We start from the raw sequence: 22871 nt of genomic DNA, 5'->3' as shown, positions 1-22871 counted from the left end.
ACCGCCCCCGCCCCCCGCAGCCAAGGTTTTAGACCTGAAGTGGGCTTACGCGTTTCTGGTTCGTGTCGTGGGCTAGGTTATGTGTATTAGAGACATGCGCGCCGCCCCCCTCCCGTACGCCGTCGTGACGGCGTGAGGTCAGACCCGCACGCCGGCCTGGATCAGCTGGAGGTCCGCGGCGTTCGCCTCGGTGACCTTCCACAGTTCCTGCTGGCGCCCGTGCACATCGGCGACCGCCGCGGTGTGGTCGTCCAGCAGTCCGGCAGCCCGCTCCAGGAGCCGCGCCCCGAGGTGCCGGTCGTGGACGGAGATGCCCCACTCGGGCCGCTCGATGTCGGCCAGGAAGTACGCCATCTTCGGGTGCGAGATCAGACTGATGATCGGTGTACCGACACCGAACGGGATCATGCCCGCGTGCCCGCGCATCCCGATGACCAGCTTCGTCCGGGCGTAGGTGTCCCGGATCGCGTCGTTGTCGAAGTCGTACATCGGGATCACCGGCAGTGCGATCCCGTGCTCACGCCGCAGGTCGAAGGCGATCCGCTCGTCGTCCAGCGAATGGGCGACACACTTCACCTCGGCGTGCTCGCCGAGCCCCTTCACCGCGGTGGCCATCTCGGCGAGGAAGTGCCCGTAGTCGTGGCCGAAGCGGAGTCCTGAGCGGTCGTAGGCGGCGTTGACCAGCACGGTGTTCTCGCGCCGCTGCGGATCGGTCCAGCCGTCCACCAGCTGCCGGGTGACCGTGGTCGGGCAGGGCTGGAAGCGGACCTTGTCGTGCAGCGAGGACGGCAGCAGCTCCCTGACCTTCGCGATCGAGCCGTGGTTGCGCAGCCCGAAGAACGCCGAGCGCTCCACCAGCTTGCGCAGCGAGGAGAGGAACCGCTCCCGGCCGTGGCCGTACGCCTGCCCGTCGAAGGCGTTGAAACCGACCGCGTACACCATCACGGGTACGTCGATCCGCTCAAGCAGTTCGTCGGGGACGTTCCACTGCCAGCCGCTGTTGCCGTTGGGGGCGGTGTCCGGGATGAAGAGGCCGCCACCGCCGATGACCAGGCCGCGACGGGCGTTGACCCGTTCCAGCGCGGCCTCGTCGAACAGCCGGTGCGCGTGGACGGAGTGCCAGCGGGCCGGGCCGGTGTCGCGGCCGAAGGCGAGCCGGACGCTCTCCGGGAGGAGCTTGTCCCCGGCGTTGCCCTGCCGGTCCATGTAGAAGGCGACGTGGGCCAGTTGCCCGTCGGACGACCCCTCGGCGGGGGTCTCGGCGTCCCTGGTGCGCTTGTACATCAGCCGGTTCGCCCGGTGGGTCGGGTCGACGCCGAGCCCTTCGAGCGCGTACTGCGCCGCGCCGCTGTCGTCGCCGTGGATCCAGGCGATCTGGGCGAGGCGCGAGAAGGCGGTGGCGGCCCGGTTGGGGGCGGCGGAGGCCAGCAGGAGCTGGGCGCGGGCCTCCTCGTAGCGCGAGACGCTCATCAGCGCGTGGCCGAGCACCTCGTGCGGCCAGGCCTCGTCGACGGGGATCGGGACGGAGCCGAGCAGTTCGGCCGCCTCCTGGTACTCACCGGCGCCGATGTGCGCGGCGGCGACCCGGCGGGCGCTGTCGGGGTCGGCGGTACGGCGGACGTGCGGGGTGCCGTAGTGCACCAGCAGGTCGTGGTGCTTGGCACCGGGCAGCGCCAGGTAAGCGGCGTGGAACTCCGGGTCGGACAGCTCGAACTCGCGCCAGCGTTCCTCGGCCAGCCCGTAACCGGCCTCGCCGCCCTGCCAGGGCTTGTGCCGGCCGGTGAAGTGCAGGATCGCGGTGGTGTCGGGCACCGGGAGGTCGCCGGAGAGCCGCCGCTTGACGTAGTTGTACCGGGAGTCGAGCTGCACGAAGTCGCCGTCGAGCACGGCGTTCAGGATGCCCTGGTCGTGCTTGTCGAGCTCGTACGCGCCCGAGCGGCCGGTCTCGTCGATCCGGGCGCAGAACGCGTCGCTCAGATACTCGCGCTGGATGACCAGCAGACCGCTGTTGAGCTTGTGCTGCCCGTAGAAGAACTGCGGTACGGCGGCGAGCCCGTCGCGCAGCCGCAGCAGTTCGTCCAGTTCGCCGAGGACCACCATGTCGGTGTCCAGGGTGATGACGGTGTCGTAGTCGCGCACCCGGAAGACGTCGAGGATGAAGTAGGCCTTGCGCACCAGGTAGTTGTCCTGGTCGCCCTTGGCGTACGTGTCGTAGTGCCCGGCGTCCACCCGGCGGAAGTCGACGCGCGGGTGCAGCGCCCGGATCCGCGCGACGGACGCGGGGCGCAGCCCGTCGTGCAGGACGACGAAGTCCTCGCAGACCGCCGGGTTGGACAGGGCGAGACTGCGCAGCAGGGTGAGGAATCCGGGCAGGTAGTTCTCGTCGACGAAGCTCGCGAAGGCGACACGGCGCTTGCCGGTGAGCGTGTTGGCGGGCGCGGGCCCAGGCGCGTGGTTCGTGGACGCGTGGGCTGTGGGCGCGTCGGTAGGGGGCGTCGTCGTCATCGCAGTCGGATCCTCGTATCGGTGACGCTCTGGGCGCGTTCCATGACCCACGCCTTTTCGCTGGTGTACTCGTGCACGGAGGTGATCGGCATCTTCATCGCCGCGGGCAGCCGGTAGGCGCCGCTCTCGTAGAAGTCGAAGCCGATCAGGTCGAGTCGCGGGCTGACGTCCAGGTGGTCCAGCAGCCACAGCATGTTGAACCCGCTGGTGGGGATGGACGGCCAGACGTCCGTGCCGACCTTTCCGATGTCGCGCAGCGGCCAGCGCAGCGACTCGTCTCCCAGGTACTGCTGGGCGCCCGGAACCAGCCGGTTGCGCAGCGAGTACTTCCAGTCCCCGGCGAGCCCGCCGAACACCAGCCGGGTGTGGACCTTCTGGTCCCAGTTGAAGCCGTGCTTGTGGATGGTGGCGTGGATGTCGGTGCGGCTGCCGGTGGCCGCCGGGTCGATCCGGTACGAGTTGAAGCGGACCACCAGGTCGTACGCGTCGATCTCGGCGCCCAGTGAACCGTCGCCGACCCGCTGCGAGTTGGCGATCAGGCAGATCGACCGGCCCGCGATGTGGTTGCGGAACTCGCCGAGCGTCGTCCATTCGACGCCGCCGAAGGTGGGGTCGGCGACAGGTCCGCGCATCCGGCTCCGGCGCTGGGCCGCGTAGAGGGCGATCAGCTCGGTGAGGCGGGCGGGGTCGCCGGCGCCCGCGGTGGTGGTGCGGGGGCCGCCGCCGCTGCCCGGAGCGCCTTCGGCCGCCAGTGCGAGGCCGAGGTAGTGGGCCAGGGCCTCCTGGATCTCCGGCACCGGCGCGCGGTCGCGGTCCTGGGCCAGCAGTGCGCCGATCAGCCGGGACCGGGCGCGGTCCCACTCCCCGCGGGCGTGCAGTGCGAGGCCCTCGGCCCAGGTGTCGGTGACCGGCCCAGCGGCGAAGCCCGCGGCCTCGGGGCAGTCCTGCTCCAGCTTCCGCAACAGCTCGCCCTGGCGCTCCGCCCCGGCCCGCAGACCGGCCGTCTTCGCCACGATCCCGAAGCCGTCCTCGTCGGTGAGGCCGAGGTAGCGCTCGTACGCCTCCACGGCTTCGGCCTCGGCGCCCATCGCCTCCAGGACGCGGGCCCGCAGCCGCCAGGCCGCCCGGGAGCGTATGCGCTGGGTCAGCACGGCGTCAGCGACGAGGAGCGCGAGCTTCAGCTCGTCCTCGTAACCGCAGTCCAGCGCCTTGCCGCCGACCGCGAGCAGCGGGTCCAGCAGCCGGTCGCCGAGGACCAGGGATGATCCGGGGCCGCTCCTGCCGGTGCGCCGCAACAGGGGCATCGGGGCGGCAGCGGCGGGGGCCTGTTCCATCGTGGCGTGGGTGGCCAGCAGATTCCGCAGCGCCTCGGCGAGCGCCGTGCGCCGCCGGTCCAGGCCGGCGACCAGCTTTCCGCTGTGGGCCGCGCAGGCGCGCAGGCAGGTCTCCAGCTCCGTCGGACGGACGGCGGCGAGGGAGGACGCGGGGTCCTCGGACGGGAGCGGGGCCTCCGCGTCACGCTGCCGTGGCCAACGGGTGCGGGCTTTCGTCATGGCGCTCCAAAGCGTCTGATGCCCGTGAGGGAAGGGGCGTATGGAGGGGGGCGGATGTTCGTCAACCGTTCGGGGTTCCGTGGCACGGTAAGAAACCTGAACGGCCGCAGGGTGAACTCGCCCTGTCGGCGCGGGAAACTGCTGCGACCGGCCTCCGCGGGCCGGGCCCGGCTCCCGGGGCCCACGGTGACCTGGCGGGGGCCGGAGCGTGAAGGGCCGCGGACCATCAGGTGAACCGCCTTTTCCCCAGCGGGATTTCACGATGTTCGATGACATATTCGACGCACCATGAGGACTCCGCCGATTCTCCGATCGCCGCGCGGCCGGGGCGCCGCCCTGGCCGCCGTGCTCACCTTCGTCACCGTCTGCGCCGGGGACGCGGTGGCCCGCAGCTACCCCTTCGGCCCGCGCACCCGCAGCGTGAACGACCTGGGCAACCAGTTCGTACCGTTCCACGCCCACCTCTGGGACCTGCTGCACGGGCGGGCCGACGGAGGGCTGCTGCTGAACTGGCAGTCCGGCTTCGGCACCAGCTTCCTGCCCGACCTCGGTACGTATCTGACCAGCCCGTTCGCGCTGCTCGTCGGGGTGTTCCCGAGGGACCGGATCGACCTGGCCGTCTACGTGGTCACGCTGGTGAAGACGGGCACGGCAGCGGCGGCGATGACCTGGCTGCTCACCGCGTTGCGCCGGGGCCGCGGCCGGGAGTGGCCGGCGGCCGTGCTCGGCGGCGCGTACGCCCTGTGCGGCTGGTCGGTCGCCGAGGCCGTGTACAACCCGATGTGGCTGGACGGGCTGATCGCCTTCCCGCTGCTGTGCCTGGCCGGGGAGTGGGCGAGGACCGCGCGGCGTCCGGTCCTGGGAACGCTCTTGGTGACGTTCGCCTGGGTCTCCAACTTCTACACCGCGTACATGGCCACGCTCGGGGCGGCGCTGGTGCTGGTCGTACGGCTGCTGCTGGAGGACGGGACGTCCCGTGAGCGGGTGCGGGGGCTGGTGCGCGCGGTACGGACGGTGCTGCTCGGCATCGGTCTGGCCGCGCCGGTCCTCCTGCCGGTCTTCCTCGGCACCAAGCACGCCTACCCGGGCTGGAACCGGCAGTTCACCCCGGCAGCCTGGCCGGACGTCGCCGCCCGTCTGCTGCCGGCCACGTACGGCTTCTTCAGCCCTGCGCTCTTCCTCGGCACGGGCGCCCTGCTGCTCGCCTGCGCCCTGGCCTTCCACCGGGCCGTGCCGCGCGCCGAGCGTTGGGTGTGGCCCGGGCTGGTGGCCGTGGTCGCGCTGTCGATGCAGTGGGAGCCCACGCATCTGCTCTGGCACGCCTTCGCGACGCCGAACGGCAGCCCCTTCCGGCAGACCTTCGTGCTCTGCGGCATCGTGGTGATCGCCGCCTGGACCGCGGTCGCCCGCGGCTGGCCGGACCGGCGGGCGCTGCTGGGCGGGGCGGCGGTGCTGGTGCTGATCGCGGCGGGCGCCGCGTCCAGCGCACTGGTCACCCGGTGGACGTATCCACTGTTCGCCGCCGGTCTGGTGGCGGCGGTCTGCTCGCTCGCTCTGGTGCGCAGCGGCAGGTTCCTCGCGCTCGCCGCGCTGCTGCTGGTGGGGGCGCAGGCCGGGCAGGCCGCCGCGACCACCGCGTACGCCGACCGGCAGCGGCTGAGGCTGCTCGACGACTACGCGCCCTGGGGCGAGCGCCAGCGCCTCCAGGCCGACGCGGTCGCCCGCGCCGACGGCTGGCCGCGTTACCGCACGGACCCGGGCCTGGAGCAGAGCACCGACAACGATCCGCTGGTGGTCGGCGGACAGGGCGGGGCGTACTACAGCAGCCTCACGCCCGACGTGACGACCCGCACCTTCCTCGCGCTCGGCGGCGGCTGGACCTCGCGGGGCCGCGCCCTGGAGAGCCTGGACAACCCGGTGACGGACGCGGTGTTCTCGGTCGGCGCCCGGGTGCACGTGCCGCGCGATCCGCACCAGGTCTGGAACCGTCCGGACGGGCGGCCGGTGACCGTGACCCGGCACGATGTCCCGCCGCTGGTGACGGTCCGGCCGGCCGGCGCCACGGGGGGCTGGGGGCGCTCGCCCTTCCGCAACCAGGAGAAGCTGCTGGGCGCCCGGGTGTACACGCTGCCCGGGACGGCGCTGCGGGCCGCGGACGGCGCGGCCGCCACCGACCGGAACGCGAACGCGTACGCGGTGCGGCCCGGCACCTACACCCTGAGCGCGAGCTGCCCCGCGGGCAGCCGGGTGTTCCTGTGGGCGCCCGATCTGTTCGGCACCGCCCGGCTGGGCGCGTCCGGGGAGACGAACGATCTGCGGGGCGACGTGCCCACGCGCCGGGCCGGAATGCTGCCGCTCGGGCCGGGCGCGGGCAAGGTCGACGTGACATTGCGGGCCGAGCGGGCGGGGACCGTTCCGCACGATGCCGTCGGCTGCCTGGACCAGGGGCGGCTGACCTCGGCGGTGGCCGGGCTGAAGAGGACGGGCGCGACCCGGGTCACCGTCTCCGGCAGCGGTGTGCGCGCCGAACTCCCGCCGGGCACCGAGGGGGTCGCCGTACTGGCCGCGCCCCGGATCGCGGGCTGGAGCTGCGACGGGCGTCCGGCCGGCTCGTACCTCGGCCTCGTCGCGGCGCCGGTGGGCGGGGGCCGGACGGCGGTGGACTGCGTGTTCCGGCCACCGGGGCTGCGGGCCGGTTCGCTCGCCGGGGCCGCGGCGCTGGCGGGCCTGGCGGCCGTGGCGTTCGCACCGGCGGTCCTGGGCCGGGTACGGCGGCGGCGCGCGCGCACGTGAGCCACGGCCGTGCCGCGTACGAACCGGGCCCGCCTCACCCCACCCGGTACCGGGCCTCGATGCCCGCGATGATCAGTCGCAGGCCGTCCTCGAAGCGTTCGTCGTAGTTGGCGAAGATCTCGGAGCCGGCCGCCGCGGCGAGCGGGTACCGGGCCAGCCGTTCGGCGCGTTCACCGACGTCGAAGCCGTCGCGCCGCTGGTCGGGCATCGGGCGCACGCCCTGCTCCTCGCTGACGAAGCCCATCGTGTACGAGTACGCCGTGGTGCCGGCCCGCACCGCCTGCCACAGCTCGAACCCCGCACCGACCATGGTGCGCAGATGGCCCTCCAGCCCGTCGGCGTGATCGGTGCCGGTGAACTTCGCACCCCCGTAGACCTTCGCCCCGTCGCGGTAGCGCAGCAGCGCGAGGCGCAGCCCGCTGTTGTACGCGACGAGCTGGTCCTGCCAGCTCTGCGGCGTCGGCCCCGGCAGGTCCTCGTCGAGCATCCGGCGGTACATCACCGTGGCCATCTCGTCGAGCAGCGCCTGCTTGTCCTTGAAGTGCCAGTAGAGCGCGGGGGCCTTGACGTCCAGCTCCTTCGCGATGGCACGCAGGCTGAGCCCGTCCAGGCCCACCTCGTTCAGCAGCCGCAGCGCCGTGTCGGCCACCCGTGACCGGTCGATCTTCGTCGTACCCACCTCGACAAGTTAACAGCCCGATCTTGACAATTTAACAGCGTTAAGTTCAGACTGTCGAACATGGAACTTAACACTGTTAAGGAGACTGGGGTCCTCATCGTCGGCGCCGGCCCCTGCGGCCTCGCCCTCGCCTGCGACCTGGCCCGCAGGGGCGTGCCCGCCCTCGTCGTGGAACAGGCGCCGACGCTCTTCCCCGGCTCGCGGGGCAAGGGCATCCAGCCCCGCACCCGGGAGGTCCTGGACGATCTAGGGGTGGGCGACGCGGTCCGCGAGCACGGCGGTCCGGCGCCGGTCGGGATGGCCTGGCAGGGTGGCGAGCGGATGGGCGAGCACCGCATGTTCCGGGTGGCGGCCCCGACGGACGCCGAGCCGTACGGCGAGCCGTGGATGATGCCCCAGTGGCGGACCCAGGAGATCCTGCTGGCCCGGCTGCGCGAGCTGGGCGGCGACGTCACCTTCTCGACCACGCTGACCGGCCTCGCCCAGGACGCCGAGGGGGTCACCGCACGGCTGTCCACCGGCCCGGTGCGCGCCTCCTACCTGGTCGCGGCGGACGGCGGACGCTCCACCGTGCGGCGGGCCCTGGGCATCGCGATGACCGGCGAGACGGTGGACCCGGCTCCGATGCTGGTGGCCGACGTGCGGATCGCGGCACCGGCCCTCGACCGGCTCAACTGGCACATGATGAACACCGATTCGGGGTTCATCACGCTCTGCCCGCTGCCCGGCACCGAAGACTTCCAGCTGGTCGCCCAGTACAAGGACGGCGAGCCCGACACCTCGGCGGCCGGGGTGCGCGCGGTGGTCGCCGAACGCACCCACCTGGAGGCGGCGGACGTCACCGAGGTGCTCTGGACCTCCGACTTCCGGCCGCGCGCCGCGCTGGCCGACCGCTTCCGGGACGGCCGGGTCTTCCTGGCGGGGGACGCGGCCCACGTCCACTCCCCCGCGGGCGGGCAGGGGCTCAACACCAGCGTCCAGGACGCGTACAACCTCGGCTGGAAACTCGGCCGGGTACTGAACCACGGCGCACCCGCCGCCCTGCTCGACACGTACGAGCGGGAGCGCCGCCCGATCGCCGCCGACATGCTCGGCCTGTCCACCCGCATCCACCGCGGCCAGCAGGAACGCGGCGCGGCAGCCCAGCAGTTGGGCCTCGGCTACCGGGGCGGTCCGCTGTCGGCGGGCCGGGCGGGCGTCCTGGAGGCCGGCGACCGCGCACCCGACGGGCCCGCGGACGGGCGGAGGCTGTTCGACGTCTTCAGGGGGCCGCACTTCACCCTGCTGGCGGTGGGCACCGACGCGGAGCTGCCGGAGTTCGCCGCACAGGCGGTCCGGGTGCACCGCACGCGGGCGTACGAGGCGTACGGCGAGGGGCTGTTCCTGATCCGGCCGGACGGCTACATCGGCTGGGCGGGCGAGGACGCGGCCGGGCTCACGGAGTACCTCGCCCCGCTGGGCGTCGCGCCCGCAGCGGGCTGAGCGCTCAGACGCTGCTGAGCGAGAGCTTGGCCGCGAAGCCGAGGAACAGCACCCCCGCCGCCGAGGTGGCCCCCGCCGAGAGCCGCTTGCGGCGGCGGAAGGCGGCGGACAGCCGGGTGCCGCCGAAGATCAGCGTCGACAGGTACAGGAAGCTGGCGACCTGGAGCAGGGTGCCCAGCACCAGGAAGGAGAGCGCCGGGTAGGCGTACCCGGGATCGACGAACTGCACGAAGAACGAGATCAGGAACAGGATCGCCTTCGGGTTGAACAGGCTGACCACCAGCGCCCGGCGGTACGGCCGTTCCATGGTGCCGGACGCCTCGTCCGCCGTCCCGCCGGTGATCTCCGCCACCCGGCGGTGCCGCTCGCGCCACATGGACACCGCGGCCCGCAGCATCCCGATGGCCAGCCAGGTCAGATAGCCCGCCCCCGCGAACTTCACCACGGCGAACAGCACGGGCGTCGTCTGCAGCAGCGACGAGGCCCCCAGCGCGGACAGCGTCATCAGCACGGTGTCCCCGGTCCACACCCCGGCGGCGGCCACATAGCCGGTACGCACCCCGCGCCGGGCGGCGACGGAGAGCACGTACAGCGAGTTCGGCCCCGGCAGCAGAACGATCAGCACGAGGCCGGCGAGATAGGTCGGAAGGTCGGTGACACCCAGCATGAAACGGAGTGTCGCACGTCGGCGCACCGGTCCGGACCCGGGTTTCAGGTCCTGGGACGACCCGCTCCGTCAGTCCTCGTCGCGTCGCCGTCGGGATCGATAACGCTTTCGCCGTCATGTGCGGGATTCGGCAACCGGTCGGGGCGGGAATCCGTCCCATGAGATACCGGAGACCCAGGGGGCCGAGATGATACGCACCAGAAGGACCGGGCGCGGCCACGCGCACAGGGGCGGCCGGGGGGCCGCGGCGGGCGTCGCGGCCGTCGCCGTACTCGCACTGACCGCCGTGACCGCCGGATGCGAACCGCAGGCGGCGGGAAGCGAACCGACCGCCCCGTCGTCGGTGCCGAAGGGCAGCGCGCCCGCCGACGACGCGAAGCCCGGCACGGACGGGCCGGGCAGGGCGACGCCGTCCAAGAGCGCGGAGCCGAGCACGGCAACGAAGCCCACGCCATCGGCCGATCCGCAGGGCAAGGTGCTGATGGCGAGCGGCGCACAGAGCAAGCAGGTGCGCGAGCTCCAGGCCCGGCTGCGTCAGATCGGCCACTTCGACCGCAGCCCCACGGGCTACTACGGCACCGTCACGGTCGCCGCCGTGCAGTCGTTCCAGGGCAAGCGCGGGCTCTCCCGGACCGGGAAGACGGACACGCTGACCTGGCAGAAGCTGCTCGGCATGACCCACGCGCCGACGGCGGCGGAGCTGAACCCGCCGACCACCAACCCGGTCGCGAAGCCGGACAAGCGCTGTCTGACGGGCCGGGTGATCTGCATCAGCAAGAACAGCCGGACGCTGTCCTGGATGATCGACGGCAAGGTCGTCTCGTCGATGGACGTACGGTTCGGCTCGCAGTACACACCGACCCGTGAAGGCAGCTTCTCCGTCTTCCTGAAGTCCCGGCACCACGTGTCGACGATCTACCACACGGCCATGCCGTACGCGATGTTCTTCAGCGGCGGCCAGGCGGTGCACTACTCATCGGACTTCGCGGCCCGCGGCTACAACGGCGCCTCGCACGGCTGCGTCAACGTCCGGGACGAGGGGAAGATCGCCGCGCTGTTCGACCAGGTCCACAACGGGGACAAGGTCATCGTCTACGGGTGAGTGCCGGGCCGGACCCGGAGGGATGAGGGGCGCGGGCGGGACCGGGGGAACGTATCCCGCCCGCGCCGTTGCGCCGAGCCGTAGGTACGGGGGGAACCCCGGCTCAGGACGCTGCCGATGACCAGTCGGCTCACTCTGTACTGCGTCCGCGCGCCGGAAAACGTCACACCCGGTGGCGGGCGGGGTGGTACAAGGGGTCAGCGGGCGGCGACGGGGGCTTTTGTCGGCTGCGAGGTGGCGCCCTCGTCCGCCCGGCCCGAGCCGGCGAACGCGGCCGTGGGCTCCGGGGAGACGTTGGAGAACCCGATCGACGGCAGCGAGCCCGAACCGCCGGACGGTGCGCCGTCGCCGTCCGATTCGCCGCCGTCGTCACCGTTGTGGCCGTCGCTGTTGCCGTCGCCGGCCTTGTCGAGCATCCGCTCGCAGAACTGGTCCAGGTTGTGGGCGCCCTTGGCCAGCGCTTCGAGACGGCGCCTGCGGTCGTCGTCGAGCTTGCCGTCGCGGTAGTCGCGGCAGGCCTTCAGAGTCCTGGCGTACCAGGCCTCCGAGGTGTCGTCCTGGGAGGGGTCGGGCTTCCCCGCGCCACCGCCCGTGCCGTCGCCGCTGCCACTGCGCGAGGAGCCCTCCGCCGGGCCCTCGGTCTCTCCGCTGCCCCTCCCGGAACCCGCGCCCGGTCCGGTGGGAGTGGTGCCGGGGCCGGTGGTGTCCTCACGGTCCGGGTCGGCGGGGTGCGCGGTACTGGGCGGCGGGCTCGTCGCGTCGGGGGACCCGGAGGGCGGCGCGGGCGTCCCGTCGTCGGTGGTGAGCCCGGAGCCGAGTTCCTCGGGCGAGGCGGCGGCCGACACCGAGGTGGACGGCGAGGGGGTGTGCCGGCCGAAGGGCGCGGGCAGCACCCCGGTCCCGGCGGCCACCGCCACCCCGCCGATCGCGCAGCAGGCGAGGGAGGCCACCAGACCGAAGCGGATGGGCCGGCTCCAGCGCATCTGGCGGGCACCGCGCGGACCTGCGGCGCCGGACCTGTGCCCGGAGACGGCCCTGCCTATGTGTACGGGCGCGAGCACGCCCGTCTCGCCGGCCTTGTCCGTACCGGCGGCCGGGGCCCGGCCCGCCCGCCGGGAGACGGACGAGGTGCGGGGGGCGGCGCGGAAGGCGGCCAGTGCGGCGGCCTCGCCGGGAAGTTCACCGGTGGCCGGGCGGGCGGTACGGGCCGCCTCGTCCAACGCGGCCGCGAGCCTCTCGGCGTCCTGTCCGGGCTGGCCGTCGGCAGGATCGACCGGTTCGCGGCGGAGCAATCTCTCCGCCGCTTCCTTGTCAAGCCATGCGTACTGCTCGTCGGCCATCACATGTCCTTCTGCGTCCACAGACGCGAATGCGTCACACCGGAGGGCGCCACCATGCCGGTGTGGGAGGGGCGTTGCGCGGGTACGGCGCCGAGTTCCGCCGTCCTGCCTGCCGCATTGCCGTGCGGGGACCGCGCAGGGGTCCGGTCGTCGGCCGGGGCCCTGGGCGGAGCCACTCCGCGGGCCGGGGCGCCGCCGTGCGGACGGCCGTCCTCCGTGTCGTCCGCGGCCGGCGGACCGCCGCCGTCCGGAGGTTCCGTACCGCCCTCGCTGTCCGTCCGCAGCAGCTCGGCGAGCCGCTTCAGTCCGCGGTGGGCGGCGGTGCGTACCGCGCCGGGGCGCTTGCCCAGCGTCTGCGCGGCGCTCTTCGCGTCGAGGCCGACGACCACGCGCAGCACCACGGCCTCGGCCTGGTCCTGCGGCAGCTGGGCGATGAGCGACATGGCGCGGCCGGTGGCAAGCGCCTCGATGGCCTCGGCCGCCGTGTCGGACTCGGCGGGCTTCTCGGACAGTTCCGCCTCGTCGCCGCCGACCGCGGGCCGCCGGCCGCGCATCCGCAGATGGTCCAGGGCGCGGTTACGGGCTATCCGCGCGGCCCAGCCCCGGAACCGGTCCGCGTCGCCGCTGAACCGGTCGAGGTCGCGCGCTATCTGGAGCCAGGACTCGGATGCCACGTCCTCGGCATCGGGCTCCCCCACCAGCGTTCTTATGTAGCCCAACAACCGCGGCTGCACTGCGCGGTACACAGTACGGAAGGCGTCCTCGTCCCCGTCCTGTGCCGCGAGCACCGCGGCGGTAAGCCCCGCGTCGTCCCCCAGCACTCCCTCAACCCGCCCTGCTGTCCTGAATCGCAGCTGGTCACCACTGCCGCGCCACCCTGCGCGACTCAGCACGCTACGTCCTTCGCGGGCATCACGTCCATGACTTGTACAACCCGCAACATTCCACGGCCGGGGCGCGGTGTGACAGAAAACGCAGTCACGGCGCTGAGATGAGTACGGGGTCGTCCTGCGGCCCCGCGGAAGACGACCGGGGCCTCTCCTGTGGGGGGTGGCGGCCCCGGTCGTCATTCCATGTCCCGGCGCCGGGCGATCGGCATCGGCGGACGCACGGGCGAAGGTGCCTCGTTCGCGGTGCGCCGCACGGAGGCCCACCGGCAGGGCGGAGCGTCCCGGATGGGCACGAAGGCCGGGCTCACGCGTAGAAGTCGGCCACTTCAGCGGTGACGTCGGCGGTGCCCCGACCCGGGGCGACGACGCTGAGGGCCTCCTGCCAGGTGAAGACCCCGGGGCCACGGCGCGCGGGACGGCCGGCGGGCGTGTGCGAAGGATCGAAGCGGGGCGCCACTCCGGGACGACTGTGTGTCAGCCGCGCACCCGGGCCCGCCGCGAGGCCGCGGCGCGGAGCACCCGCTGCCCCTCGGTCGACACATCCATCACCTGGCGCAGCCCGGCTCCCGTGGGAGCGCCCTCGCCGATCTCCGCGAGCATCTCCAGGATCCGGACCTGCCGGGCGGCCTCCCCGGAGAGCAGCGGTCCCGCTCCCCTCGGATCGCCCGCCCGGCACCGGGCCACCAGTTCCGTGCCGTCGGCGCGTGCGGCGTCGTGCCCGCGGTGGACATCCAGGGCCAGCACCGAGCAGGCGTCCGCCCAGGCACGCAACTCCTCGCCCGCCCGGTCCGCGGGCGCCTCGCCGAGCAGCTTCCGGATCCGCAGGACCGTTTCCTCAGGGCCGGGCACGGCGTCCAGTGCGGCACACGCCTCGGCCAGCCGGTCCGGCCAGGCGGACCGCTCCGCGCAGCCGGCCCAGAGCGGTCGCAGCGGATCCGGCCCGGCCCCCTCGGGGAGCTGTGGCAGGCACCGGTCGAGGCAGGCCGCCCCGCTTGCGGCGAGCCCCCGTTCATCAGCGGCGGCGATCAGTTCGAGCAGGCTCATCGGCGTCTCCCGTCGGCCTCCCCGTGCCCGGACGCGCGGGGGCGCAGCGCTTCGTCTCATCGCATTCAGCGCCGAATGGCCGAAAATCGTCACTGCGGGAGGCCGGAATCACTTCTTCTGCCGGTCCGGGGCCTCTCAGGAGGAGGCGCCGACGGGGTGAACGCCGAGGGCGGCCCGCTCCCCCTGCATCCGGGTCAGCTTCCGTACGAAGAGGATCGCGAACACCGCGGCCACGATGTCCAGCACATCGGCCACCATCAGCTGCGCGGCGGCGTCCATGACGTCCTGGGGCAGCTCGGCCCGGTCGTACCGCTGGGAGGCGAACCGGCCGACGAAGAGCGAGATCACCCACGCGCCCCACCACAGGTTGACCGGGGTCTGCGGGACGGTGCGCCAACTGCCGTCCGTGTTGGTCTGCGCGCTCGCGGTCCAGATCCCGCCCGCGACCCGGCGTGGCAGCCACAGCCCGGCGACCGGGACGAACCAGCCACCGACGGCCCAGCCGGGCTTCATCGGCTGGACGCTCGCGTCGAAGATCTCGGCGTTCGCCCGGACCCGCCGGAACCACAGGAGGAAGACGACGGCGGTGGCGAGGGTCATGAGGACCTGGAGGACACCGGCGGCCGTGTACAGCGTGTCGGCGCGGTCGGCCTCCGACTCGTCGAGTGTCGCGAAGCCGTTCTCGATGCCGCCGCCGAGCAGGCTGCGGATGTGCACACCCGCGCCCACCGCCAGCAGGTCCGCCACGGCGACGACGGCCAGCAGGACGACGACCGCCTTCGCGAGTACGTCGGGCGAGCGCAGGTACTGCTGCGGAGCGGTGAACGGCGGGGCGGGCGCCCCCGCCGCTCCGGCCGGGCCCGCGCAGAGCAGGCAGCGTCCGTCGTCGGTGGCCGGCGGTCTCGTACGGCAGGTGGAACACAGCATGGAGCAAACCCCCCGGGGTCATGGCGCGAAGAAATCGCGAGGAGAGCCCGCGCGGAGGACTCCGGCGCGGACACCAAAAGCGCGCGCCCCTTCCAGGGGCGCGCGACATCCGGAACATAGCCCCAGGTCAGCACCGTGTCCAGACTGAATACGGCCCTGGCGCCCTCCCCTCAGCCCCCGTCGACCTCCTTCGCCAGCGCCTGGAACCCGCCCCAGCTCAGCTTCGGCTTCCCCGGGTCCCACAGCTTCTGGGCGGTCGCCCGCAGCGGCATCCGGATGCCCTGCGCCACCTGCGCGGCGGTCTGGGCGTTCGGCAGGTCGCCCCAGACGGCGAACCGGCCGCCGAGGATCTGGCGGGAGTAGCGCTCCGGGACGGGCTCGGTGCCGCGCAGGACGAGCGGGGTCCACTGCTCGTAGATGCGCTTGCCGGTGGGGTAGACGAAGTCGTTGGGCTGGCCGAGCACGTAGTAGAGGAACTCGTCGTTGAGGTTCAGCACCTTGCGGCCCTCGCGCAGGTACTCCTCCGGCGAGCGGGCCCCGTACTCCTTGCCCGTCCAGTACTCGACCTCGATGTCCTTGTCGGCCTGGACGACGCCCCCGGTGAAGAAGCCGTCGTTCCACGCCTTGGGCTTCATGCCGTGCTGGCGTACCACCGCCGCGCGGTCGTTGAGCCAGCCGGTGGTGAGGTCCTTGATGCCGGCCTTCGCCCCGTACTTCTTCACGGCGGCCTGCTGGAGCTGCGGGTAGGAGGCGGCGGGGTCGCTCGCCATCAGCGCGAGGTACTCGTCGGCGCCCAGGTGCCAGTACGCGCCGCCGAACAGCTTCGTGTACTCGCCGAGAAGGTCGTCGATGATCTTCGCCGCGCCCGGCTTGGAGATGTCGAGCGAGCCCTTCGAGGCCACTCCCGACACGTTGCGCAGCTGGAGGTCGGGGTGGGCGCGCAGCACCGCGCCGAGGTGGCCCGGGGAGTCGATCTCAGGCACGACCTGGATGTGCAGCCGTTCGGCCAGGGCGACGATGTGCCGCACCTGTGCCTTGCTCAGGTGGTCCGGCGACACCACCTCGGGGTGGGTGTCGGACTCGATGCGGAAGGCCTGGTCGTCGGAGAAGTGCAGGCCGAGCTGGTTGAGCTTGAGATCGGCCATCTCACGCAGCCGGTCCTCGATCCAGTCGGCGCTGTAGTGCTTGCGCGCGATGTCGAGGTTGAGCCCGCGCTGCGGGCGGTCGGGCCGGTCGCGCACCTCCCCCTCGGGCATGAGGCCGTCGGCCCGCACCGACTGCTTGAGGGTCCGGGTCCCGTAGAAGACGCCCGCCTGACCGGGTCCGCTGACCGTGACCCGGCCGTCGTGGGTCTTGAGGGTGTACGACTCGGACCCGCCCTTGGCGGACGGGGTCAGGGCCAGCTCCACGTCGCCCGCACGGGCCTGCACCTTGCCCCGGTAGGCGATCTTCAGCTCGCCCGCGAGGAGCCGCCCCTCGTCGTCGAGCCCCTTGCTGCCCGCGGCGATCACCACCCCGCTGTCCTTGCCCGGCCGCCAGCCGGGGCCGCGGGCGGCGGTGTGCTCGCGGACGGCGGGGATGGTGCGGGGCGACTTCGACAGCGGATAGCTGCGGGTCGGCGAGGGAGTGGGGCTCGCGGACGAGGCCGAGGGCGAGTTCTCGGCCCCGGACCTGCGCTCGTTGTCGGAGTTGTCGGGCCACAGGACGACGGTGAGGGTCACCGCGGCGGCCGCGGTGACGGCCGCTCCGGCCGCGAGGGCGCCGCGTGAGAGCGACATCGGTCAGAAACCTCCGGTTTCAGTGGTAAACAACGCAAAAATAAGGAGATAGTCGGGCATTCTCCTCGGTGATTCATCCATCAGTCATCCCGAAACTCTCCCGTCCGGGTGAAATTCGCGCATCCGTCGGACGGCCGTTGCTCGGCCTCGCTAACTTTGAGGCACATTCGTCTCTCCCTTCACCCTGCATCCACCTGGTCTCTCCGGCCCCTCCCCACTCCAGGTTCACAGATGCCGCTGATCCGAGGAGCCCACGCTGTCCAGGTCCAGCGACTCCCACGCCGGCCTCCCGGAGCAACCGCACGGGTCCGTCCGGCGGACCGCCGTACCTCTCCAGAGCTGCGGACCGGCTTCCGGCACGCCCGCCGCGCCCGGCTTCGACCTGCACCGTTTCAACACCGCTCCCCCGGCCGACGTCGAGGCCGCCCTACTGGAGTGCTTCGGCAGCCGGCGCTGGGCACAGCGGCTGACCGCCCACCGCCCCTACCCGGACGTGGACGCGCTGCTCGCCGCGGCCGACGAGGCAGGCTACGACCTCTCCCCCACCGACCGGTCCGAGGCGCTCGCCGCCGAGGCCTCCCCGGCGCTGCCCGCCGAGGCGCCGCCCTCCGCCCACCTCGCGCTGGCCGCAGCGCACGCGGCGTACGAGTCCCGCTTCGGCCACGTCTTCGTCATCTGCCTGGACGGTGTCCGGTCCGCCGAGCGCCCCGACCAGGTACTGGCCGGCATCCGGGCCCGGCTGGGCCACGACCCGGACCAGGAGCGGATCGTGACGGCCGACGAGATGCGGCGACTCGCCCGGGGCCGCATCATCGGGCTGGTATCGAGTCAGTAACGGGTTACGGCCGCCCAGGGACGGCCCCGCGCCCGGGGACGGGGCTCTCCCTAGCCCGTCCGTGCCTGATTGATTGCCACTTTGATCACACCAGAGGCCCCGGCGCGAACGAACCGACAAAGCGTCGCTACGATGGCCGGGGCCGGTGGACCGTACCCGGCCGGGTCAGACCGACAGTCAAGCCGGCCGACCCCAATCCCCGCTCCCGGAGGGTTCTTCCGTGCCGGCTGGAACGCTGTACCGCGGCCGGGAAGGCATGTGGTCCTGGGTGGCTCATCGAGTCACCGGTGTCCTCATTTTCTTCTTCCTGTTCGTACACGTCCTGGACACCGCTCTTGTCCGTGTCTCGCCCGAGGCCTACGACGAAGTCGTGGCCACGTACAAGACATGGCCTGTCGCGCTGCTCGAATACGGCCTCGTGGCCGCGATTCTCTTTCATGCGCTGAACGGTCTCCGGATCATCGCCGTGGACTTCTGGGCCAAGGGCCCGCGCCTCCAGAAGCAGATGCTCTGGACCGTGCTGGGCATCTGGATCGTGCTCATGGTCGGGGCCCTGTACCCCGTCCTCGGTCACGCCGTCCGTTCCATCTTCGGGAGCTGAGGCCCATGTCCACCGAGACTTCCGCAATCGGCGCAGTCGAAGGGGTCGGCCTGTACGACTCCGACAACCCGGCCCCCGTGATCGAGCCCCCGCGTACGCGGACCGGCAAGACCCCCAAGGGTTCACGCACCAACTTCGAGATGTACGCCTGGCTCTTCATGCGCCTGTCGGGCATCGTCCTGGTCGTCCTGGTCATCGGCCACCTGCTGATCCAGCTGGTGCTGGACGGCGGTGTGTCCAAGGTCGGCTTCGCCTTCGTGGCCGGCCGCTGGGCCTCGCCGTTCTGGCAGATGTGGGACCTGGCGATGCTGTGGCTCGCCATGCTGCACGGCGCCAACGGTCTCCGTACGGTCATCAACGACTACGCCGAACGGGACAACACCCGCTTCTGGCTGAAGATGCTGCTGTACACCGCCACGGTGTTCACCGTCCTGCTGGGCACGCTGGTGATCTTCACCTTCGACCCGAACATCCGCTAGGCGCCGGGCCCGAGGGACCAGAGGTAAACCATGCAGATCCACAAGTACGACACCGTCATCGTCGGCGCCGGCGGCGCCGGCATGCGCGCGGCCATCGAGTCGACCAAGCGCAGCCGTACCGCCGTGCTGACCAAGCTCTATCCCACCCGCTCCCACACGGGCGCCGCGCAGGGCGGTATGGCCGCCGCGCTCGCCAACGTGGAGGAGGACAACTGGGAGTGGCACACCTTCGACACGATCAAGGGCGGCGACTACCTGGTCGACCAGGACGCCGCCGAGATCCTGGCGAAGGAGGCCATCGACTCCGTCCTCGACCTGGAGAAGATGGGCCTGCCGTTCAACCGCACGCCCGAGGGCAAGATCGACCAGCGCCGCTTCGGCGGCCACAGCCGTAACCACGGCGAGGCCCCGGTCCGCCGGTCCTGCTACGCGTCGGACCGCACCGGCCACATGATCCTCCAGACGCTGTACCAGAACTGCGTCAAGGAGGGCGTGGAGTTCTTCAACGAGTTCTACGTGCTGGACCTCCTGCTCCAGGAGGACCCCGAGACCGGCGTGAAGAAGTCCGCCGGCGTCGTCGCGTACGAGCTGGCGACCGGCGAGATCCACGTCTTCCAGGCGAAGGCGATCATCTTCGCCTCCGGCGGCACCGGCAAGTTCTTCAAGGTGACGTCGAACGCGCACACCCTGACCGGTGACGGCCAGGCCGCCGCGTACCGCCGCGGTCTGCCGCTGGAGGACATGGAGTTCTTCCAGTTCCACCCGACGGGCATCTGGCGCATGGGCATCCTGCTGACGGAGGGCGCCCGCGGTGAGGGCGGCATCCTCCGCAACAAGGACGGCGAGCGCTTCATGGAGAAGTACGCGCCCGTCATGAAGGACCTCGCGTCCCGTGACGTCGTCTCCCGTTCGATCTACACGGAGATCCGCGAGGGCCGCGGCTGCGGCCCCGAGGGCGACCACGTCTACCTGGACCTGACGCACCTGCCGCCGGAGCAGCTGGACGCCAAGCTCCCGGACATCACCGAGTTCGCGCGTACGTACCTCGGCATCGAGCCCTACACGGACCCGATCCCGATCCAGCCGACCGCGCACTACGCCATGGGCGGCATTCCGACCAACGTCGAGGGCGAGGTGCTGGCCGACAACACCACCGTCGTCCCGGGCCTGTACGCCGCCGGCGAGGTCGCCTGCGTCTCGGTGCACGGCGCCAACCGTCTGGGCACCAACTCGCTGCTCGACATCAACGTCTTCGGACGCCGGTCGGGCATCGCCGCCGCCGAGTACTCCGCGAAGAACGACTACGTCGCGCTTCCCGAGAACCCGGCGCAGCAGGTCGTCGACCAGGTCGAGCGGCTGCGCAACTCCACCGGCACCGAGCGCGTCTCGGCGATCCGGCTGGAGCTGCAGGAGTGCATGGACGCCAACGTGATGGTGTTCCGCACCGAGCAGACCATCAAGACCGCGGTGGACAAGATCGCCGAGCTGCGCAAGCGGTACCTCGACGTGTCCATCCAGGACAAGGGCAAGCGGTTCAACACGGACCTGCTGGAGGCCGTCGAGCTGGGCAACCTGCTCGACCTCGCCGAGGTCATGGCGACCTCGGCGCTGGCCCGCAAGGAGTCGCGCGGTGGTCACTACCGCGAGGACTACCCGAACCGCGACGACGTCAACTTCATGCGCCACACCATGGCGTACCGCGAGGTCGCCGACGACGGCACCGAGTCGATCCGGCTGGACTACAAGCCGGTCGTCCAGACCCGCTACCAGCCGATGGAGCGTAAGTACTGATGGCTACCCCCACGATGGAGAAGGCGGACAAGGCCCCTGAGCCCGAGGCCGGCTTCGCCGATTCCCCGTACATCACCGCCACTTTCCGGATCCGCCGGTTCAACCCGGAGGTCTCCGAGGAGTCCCAGTGGCAGGACTTCCAGATCGAGATCGACCCGAAGGAGCGTGTCCTCGACGCCCTTCACAAGATCAAGTGGGAGACCGACGGAACGCTGACCTTCCGCCGCTCCTGCGCCCACGGCATCTGCGGCTCCGACGCGATGCGGATCAACGGCAAGAACAGGCTCGCCTGCAAGACGCTGATCAAGGACCTGTCCCCGGAGAAGCCGATCACGGTCGAGGCCATCAAGGGCCTCACGGTCCTCAAGGACCTCGTGGTCGACATGGACCCGTTCTTCCAGGCCTACCGCGACGTCATGCCCTTCCTCATCACCAAGGGGAACGAGCCGACCCGCGAGCGTCTGCAGTCCGCCGAGGACCGCGAGCGCTTCGACGACACCACCAAGTGCATCCTGTGCGCCGCGTGCACGTCCTCGTGCCCGGTGTTCTGGAACGACGGGCAGTACTTCGGCCCGGCGGCGATCGTCAACGCGCACCGCTTCATCTTCGACTCGCGCGACGAGGGCGGCGAGCAGCGCCTGGAGATCCTCAACGACCGTGACGGGGTGTGGCGTTGCCGCACCACCTTCAACTGCACGGACGCCTGCCCGCGTGGCATCGAGGTCACCAAGGCGATCCAGGAGGTCAAGCGCGCGCTGATCACGCGTCGCTTCTGATCCGCCTGTCACACCCGTTACACCGAGAGGCCCCGTCTTCCGCACGAACAGTGCGGGAGGCGGGGCCTCTCGGCTCTGCGGGGGCGCCCCGGCGGTACGGTCGGGTACGCCCTCGGTGTGGTCCCGGGGCCCGACACCGAGGGAGGCCCGGCCATGGCCGTTCTCCGGCACGCCGTCACCGTCCGTGCCCTGGAACCGGGTCGGCTGGCCGAGCTCACCACCCTGTTCTGCGACGTCGCCGAGTCCACCCGGGCCCGCGGTGAGGTGATCGTCATGCCGGACGGGCAGCCGGTGGCGGACGTCCGGCTGACCGGCGGACGTCATCTGCGGGCCGGTGCGCGGTACGAGCTCGCGGAGGCCGGCGCCACGGACAAGGTGTCGCTGCGTATACGCGAGTGGCGGCGCGGCGGCGCGATCGCCGTGGAACAGCTGCTGGGCTCGCCGGACGTGAACGCCCGGCTGACGGCGCGTCTGGCCTGCCCGGACCGGCCGCGGCTGCTGGAGGCCGAGGGGCGGATACAGGGCTCGGGCGCGATGTACAGCGGATCGGGGAAGGCACGGATCGATCTCGGCGCGTGGTGGACGGCGGCGGACCTCGCGCCCGGGGCCCCTCCGGTGGCGCGCGCCCCGGCGACCGCACGGGTGAAGCACCGGCTGGGCGAGGCCCGGCTGTACCTGCGGCCGCGGCGGGCCGATGACGGCTGGTGGCGGGTGGAGGTCGCCGTGACGCTGCGCGGCAGGTGGCTGCTGCGGCCGGTCGCCGCGGTCGTCCTGCTGCTGGCCGGCGGGCCGCTGCGGCGGGGCTTCCGGACCGGGGTGGAGCGGGCCGCCGAGGGATGGGACGAGGCGCTCGGCGAACTGCTGGCCCTCGGACCGGACGAACTCCGCGCCGAGCTGCTGCGGCACGCGGCCGAAGGAGCGCAGCCGTCCGGGGACCGCAAGGACTCCGAGGAGGTCCGGGAGGAACGCGGCTGAACTCGACGTGCGGCGGGGCCGCTCAGGGGTTTCCGGACGGCCGGGAGGGGCGGGCTTCGGGGGCTTCCCGGACCGCCGTCAGTCCCAGGCCGCGCCGCCCCGGTCCTCGGCGACCACCATGACACGCCGCAGCATGGCGTTGAGCAGCCTGCGTTCGTCCTTGTCGAGGACGCCGAGCAGCCGGTCCTCCTCATTGCCGAGGAAATCCATCGCGCCGATCCAGGTCGAGCGCCCCGCGTCGGTCAACTCCACGTCCACGCGCCGCCGGTCGGTGGTCGAGGGAGTGCGCCGGACGAACCCGCGGCGCTCCAGCGCGTCCAGTCGGCCGGTGACGGAGGCGGGCGCCAGATCGAGATCGGCGGCCAGATCGGACGGGGCCGCCTTGCCCCCGCGGCCGGCCAGCTTGTGCAGGGTGTCGAACTCCTGGCGGTCCAGGTCGAAATCGACCAGCGACTGCTCACGCACCCGTCGCAGATGGACGGAGAGCTTCTTCATCCGGGTCACCGCGCCCTCGACGTCCGGGTCGAGTTCCGGAAGGACCGGCATCCACCGCTCCACATGTCCGTCGGTCCAGTCCCGTGGCTCCATGGCCCAAGCCTACGCCGGACCCCGACTTCCCTTCAGAGCACAATATTTCGTTGACGAATAGTTCGG

General features: G+C 71.8%; 20 protein-coding genes. 9 read left to right on the top strand and 11 right to left on the bottom strand.

The window, feature by feature from the left end:
• Positions 1-138 precede the first annotated feature (138 nt).
• Positions 139-2505, bottom strand: coding sequence for a glycosyltransferase (locus ACFVJX_RS30000; protein WP_384123065.1), 2367 nt, complete (start codon positions 2503-2505; stop codon positions 139-141).
• Positions 2502-4058, bottom strand: a complete 1557-nt coding sequence (locus ACFVJX_RS29995; protein WP_384123067.1) for a hypothetical protein — start codon at positions 4056-4058, stop codon at positions 2502-2504. Before ACFVJX_RS29995 ends, ACFVJX_RS30000 begins: the two co-directional genes overlap by 4 nt.
• Positions 4059-4346: 288 nt before the next feature.
• Between ACFVJX_RS29995 and ACFVJX_RS29990 the strand changes: the two genes are divergently transcribed.
• Positions 4347-6851: a YfhO family protein gene (locus ACFVJX_RS29990; protein ID WP_384123069.1), complete on the top strand. Its 2505-nt coding sequence runs from the start codon at positions 4347-4349 to the stop codon at positions 6849-6851.
• 34 nt (positions 6852-6885) lie between these two features.
• Here the strand turns inward: ACFVJX_RS29990 and ACFVJX_RS29985 are convergent, their stop codons facing one another.
• Positions 6886-7530, bottom strand: a complete 645-nt coding sequence (locus ACFVJX_RS29985; protein WP_384123071.1) for a TetR/AcrR family transcriptional regulator C-terminal domain-containing protein — start codon at positions 7528-7530, stop codon at positions 6886-6888.
• Between the two features lie 60 nt (positions 7531-7590).
• Between ACFVJX_RS29985 and ACFVJX_RS29980 the strand changes: the two genes are divergently transcribed.
• On the top strand, positions 7591-9012 hold the full coding sequence (locus ACFVJX_RS29980) for an FAD-dependent monooxygenase (protein WP_384123073.1): 1422 nt from the start codon (positions 7591-7593) through the stop codon (positions 9010-9012).
• A gap of 4 nt (positions 9013-9016) precedes the next feature.
• On the opposite strand, the gene leuE is transcribed toward ACFVJX_RS29980, so the two are convergent.
• A complete protein-coding gene (gene leuE / locus ACFVJX_RS29975) occupies positions 9017-9679 on the bottom strand; it encodes a leucine efflux protein LeuE (protein ID WP_384123075.1) in 663 nt (220 codons plus the stop codon).
• Between the two features lie 187 nt (positions 9680-9866).
• On the opposite strand from leuE, the gene ACFVJX_RS29970 reads away from it, so the two are divergent.
• Positions 9867-10781 (top strand): L,D-transpeptidase family protein, encoded by a 915-nt coding sequence (locus ACFVJX_RS29970; RefSeq protein ID WP_384123077.1) that lies wholly within the window; start codon positions 9867-9869, stop codon positions 10779-10781.
• A gap of 197 nt (positions 10782-10978) precedes the next feature.
• On the opposite strand, the gene ACFVJX_RS29965 is transcribed toward ACFVJX_RS29970, so the two are convergent.
• From ACFVJX_RS29965 to ACFVJX_RS29940, 6 genes are all read right to left on the bottom strand, one after another.
• A complete protein-coding gene (locus ACFVJX_RS29965) occupies positions 10979-12121 on the bottom strand; it encodes a hypothetical protein (RefSeq protein ID WP_384123079.1) in 1143 nt (380 codons plus the stop codon).
• Positions 12121-12942 (bottom strand): RNA polymerase sigma factor, encoded by an 822-nt coding sequence (locus ACFVJX_RS29960; protein WP_384123383.1) that lies wholly within the window; start codon positions 12940-12942, stop codon positions 12121-12123. The genes ACFVJX_RS29965 and ACFVJX_RS29960 overlap by 1 nt, the downstream gene beginning before the upstream one ends.
• A 373-nt stretch (positions 12943-13315) precedes the next feature.
• Positions 13316-13468: a hypothetical protein gene (locus ACFVJX_RS29955; protein ID WP_384123081.1), complete on the bottom strand. Its 153-nt coding sequence runs from the start codon at positions 13466-13468 to the stop codon at positions 13316-13318.
• A 17-nt stretch (positions 13469-13485) separates the two neighbouring features.
• A complete protein-coding gene (locus tag ACFVJX_RS29950) occupies positions 13486-14055 on the bottom strand; it encodes a hypothetical protein (protein ID WP_384123083.1) in 570 nt (189 codons plus the stop codon).
• Positions 14056-14190: 135 nt separating this feature from the next.
• Positions 14191-14982 (bottom strand): DUF4328 domain-containing protein, encoded by a 792-nt coding sequence (locus ACFVJX_RS29945; RefSeq protein WP_384123085.1) that lies wholly within the window; start codon positions 14980-14982, stop codon positions 14191-14193.
• Between the two features lie 170 nt (positions 14983-15152).
• A complete protein-coding gene (locus ACFVJX_RS29940) occupies positions 15153-16760 on the bottom strand; it encodes a glycoside hydrolase family 20 protein (protein ID WP_384123086.1) in 1608 nt (535 codons plus the stop codon).
• Between the two features lie 382 nt (positions 16761-17142).
• Between ACFVJX_RS29940 and ACFVJX_RS29935 the strand changes: the two genes are divergently transcribed.
• The 6 genes from ACFVJX_RS29935 (at position 17143) to ACFVJX_RS29910 (ending at position 22217) form a co-directional block, all read left to right on the top strand.
• Positions 17143-17595 carry a 2-oxo-4-hydroxy-4-carboxy-5-ureidoimidazoline decarboxylase gene (locus ACFVJX_RS29935; RefSeq protein WP_384123384.1) on the top strand — a complete coding sequence of 151 codons (453 nt, stop codon included), beginning with the start codon at positions 17143-17145 and terminating at the stop codon, positions 17593-17595.
• A gap of 220 nt (positions 17596-17815) precedes the next feature.
• Entirely contained in the window at positions 17816-18196 is a 381-nt protein-coding gene (gene sdhC / locus ACFVJX_RS29930; protein ID WP_073732547.1) for a succinate dehydrogenase, cytochrome b556 subunit, read from the top strand.
• A gap of 5 nt (positions 18197-18201) precedes the next feature.
• Complete coding sequence (locus ACFVJX_RS29925; RefSeq protein WP_384123088.1) at positions 18202-18675, top strand: succinate dehydrogenase hydrophobic membrane anchor subunit; 474 nt, start codon at positions 18202-18204, stop codon at positions 18673-18675.
• 30 nt (positions 18676-18705) lie between these two features.
• A complete protein-coding gene (sdhA, locus tag ACFVJX_RS29920; protein ID WP_384123090.1) occupies positions 18706-20466 on the top strand; it encodes a succinate dehydrogenase flavoprotein subunit in 1761 nt (586 codons plus the stop codon).
• Positions 20466-21242 carry a succinate dehydrogenase iron-sulfur subunit gene (locus ACFVJX_RS29915; RefSeq protein ID WP_384123092.1) on the top strand — a complete coding sequence of 259 codons (777 nt, stop codon included), beginning with the start codon at positions 20466-20468 and terminating at the stop codon, positions 21240-21242. The genes sdhA and ACFVJX_RS29915 overlap by 1 nt, the downstream gene beginning before the upstream one ends.
• 153 nt (positions 21243-21395) lie before the next feature.
• The gene (locus tag ACFVJX_RS29910) at positions 21396-22217 is read left to right on the top strand and encodes a hypothetical protein (protein WP_384123094.1); all 822 of its coding nucleotides are present in this window, start codon (positions 21396-21398) and stop codon (positions 22215-22217) included.
• Positions 22218-22295: 78 nt separating this feature from the next.
• Here the strand turns inward: ACFVJX_RS29910 and ACFVJX_RS29905 are convergent, their stop codons facing one another.
• Positions 22296-22805, bottom strand: a complete 510-nt coding sequence (locus tag ACFVJX_RS29905; protein WP_384123096.1) for a MarR family winged helix-turn-helix transcriptional regulator — start codon at positions 22803-22805, stop codon at positions 22296-22298.
• Positions 22806-22871 lie beyond the last annotated feature (66 nt).

This window comes from Streptomyces sp. NPDC127177, from assembly GCF_042672475.1.
Classification (GTDB): domain Bacteria; phylum Actinomycetota; class Actinomycetes; order Streptomycetales; family Streptomycetaceae; genus Streptomyces.
The sequence above is the reverse complement of the archived record's forward strand: the minus strand, read 5'-3'. Positions and strand labels throughout refer to the sequence as shown.

What these genes read in the sequence shown, in the direction of transcription:
- ACFVJX_RS30000 (WP_384123065.1), bottom strand. Translation starts at nt 2,505, where the DNA reads ATGACGACGACGCCCCCTACCGACGCGCCCACAGCCCACGCGTCCACG.
- ACFVJX_RS29995 (WP_384123067.1), bottom strand. Translation starts at nt 4,058, where the DNA reads ATGACGAAAGCCCGCACCCGTTGGCCACGGCAGCGTGACGCGGAGGCC.
- ACFVJX_RS29990 (WP_384123069.1), top strand. Translation starts at nt 4,347, where the DNA reads ATGAGGACTCCGCCGATTCTCCGATCGCCGCGCGGCCGGGGCGCCGCC.
- ACFVJX_RS29980 (WP_384123073.1), top strand. Translation starts at nt 7,591, where the DNA reads ATGGAACTTAACACTGTTAAGGAGACTGGGGTCCTCATCGTCGGCGCC.
- leuE (WP_384123075.1), bottom strand. Translation starts at nt 9,679, where the DNA reads ATGCTGGGTGTCACCGACCTTCCGACCTATCTCGCCGGCCTCGTGCTG.
- ACFVJX_RS29970 (WP_384123077.1), top strand. Translation starts at nt 9,867, where the DNA reads ATGATACGCACCAGAAGGACCGGGCGCGGCCACGCGCACAGGGGCGGC.
- ACFVJX_RS29965 (WP_384123079.1), bottom strand. Translation starts at nt 12,121, where the DNA reads ATGGCCGACGAGCAGTACGCATGGCTTGACAAGGAAGCGGCGGAGAGA.
- ACFVJX_RS29950 (WP_384123083.1), bottom strand. Translation starts at nt 14,055, where the DNA reads ATGAGCCTGCTCGAACTGATCGCCGCCGCTGATGAACGGGGGCTCGCC.
- ACFVJX_RS29945 (WP_384123085.1), bottom strand. Translation starts at nt 14,982, where the DNA reads ATGCTGTGTTCCACCTGCCGTACGAGACCGCCGGCCACCGACGACGGA.
- ACFVJX_RS29940 (WP_384123086.1), bottom strand. Translation starts at nt 16,760, where the DNA reads ATGTCGCTCTCACGCGGCGCCCTCGCGGCCGGAGCGGCCGTCACCGCG.
- ACFVJX_RS29925 (WP_384123088.1), top strand. Translation starts at nt 18,202, where the DNA reads ATGTCCACCGAGACTTCCGCAATCGGCGCAGTCGAAGGGGTCGGCCTG.
- sdhA (WP_384123090.1), top strand. Translation starts at nt 18,706, where the DNA reads ATGCAGATCCACAAGTACGACACCGTCATCGTCGGCGCCGGCGGCGCC.
- ACFVJX_RS29915 (WP_384123092.1), top strand. Translation starts at nt 20,466, where the DNA reads ATGGCTACCCCCACGATGGAGAAGGCGGACAAGGCCCCTGAGCCCGAG.
- ACFVJX_RS29910 (WP_384123094.1), top strand. Translation starts at nt 21,396, where the DNA reads ATGGCCGTTCTCCGGCACGCCGTCACCGTCCGTGCCCTGGAACCGGGT.
- ACFVJX_RS29905 (WP_384123096.1), bottom strand. Translation starts at nt 22,805, where the DNA reads ATGGAGCCACGGGACTGGACCGACGGACATGTGGAGCGGTGGATGCCG.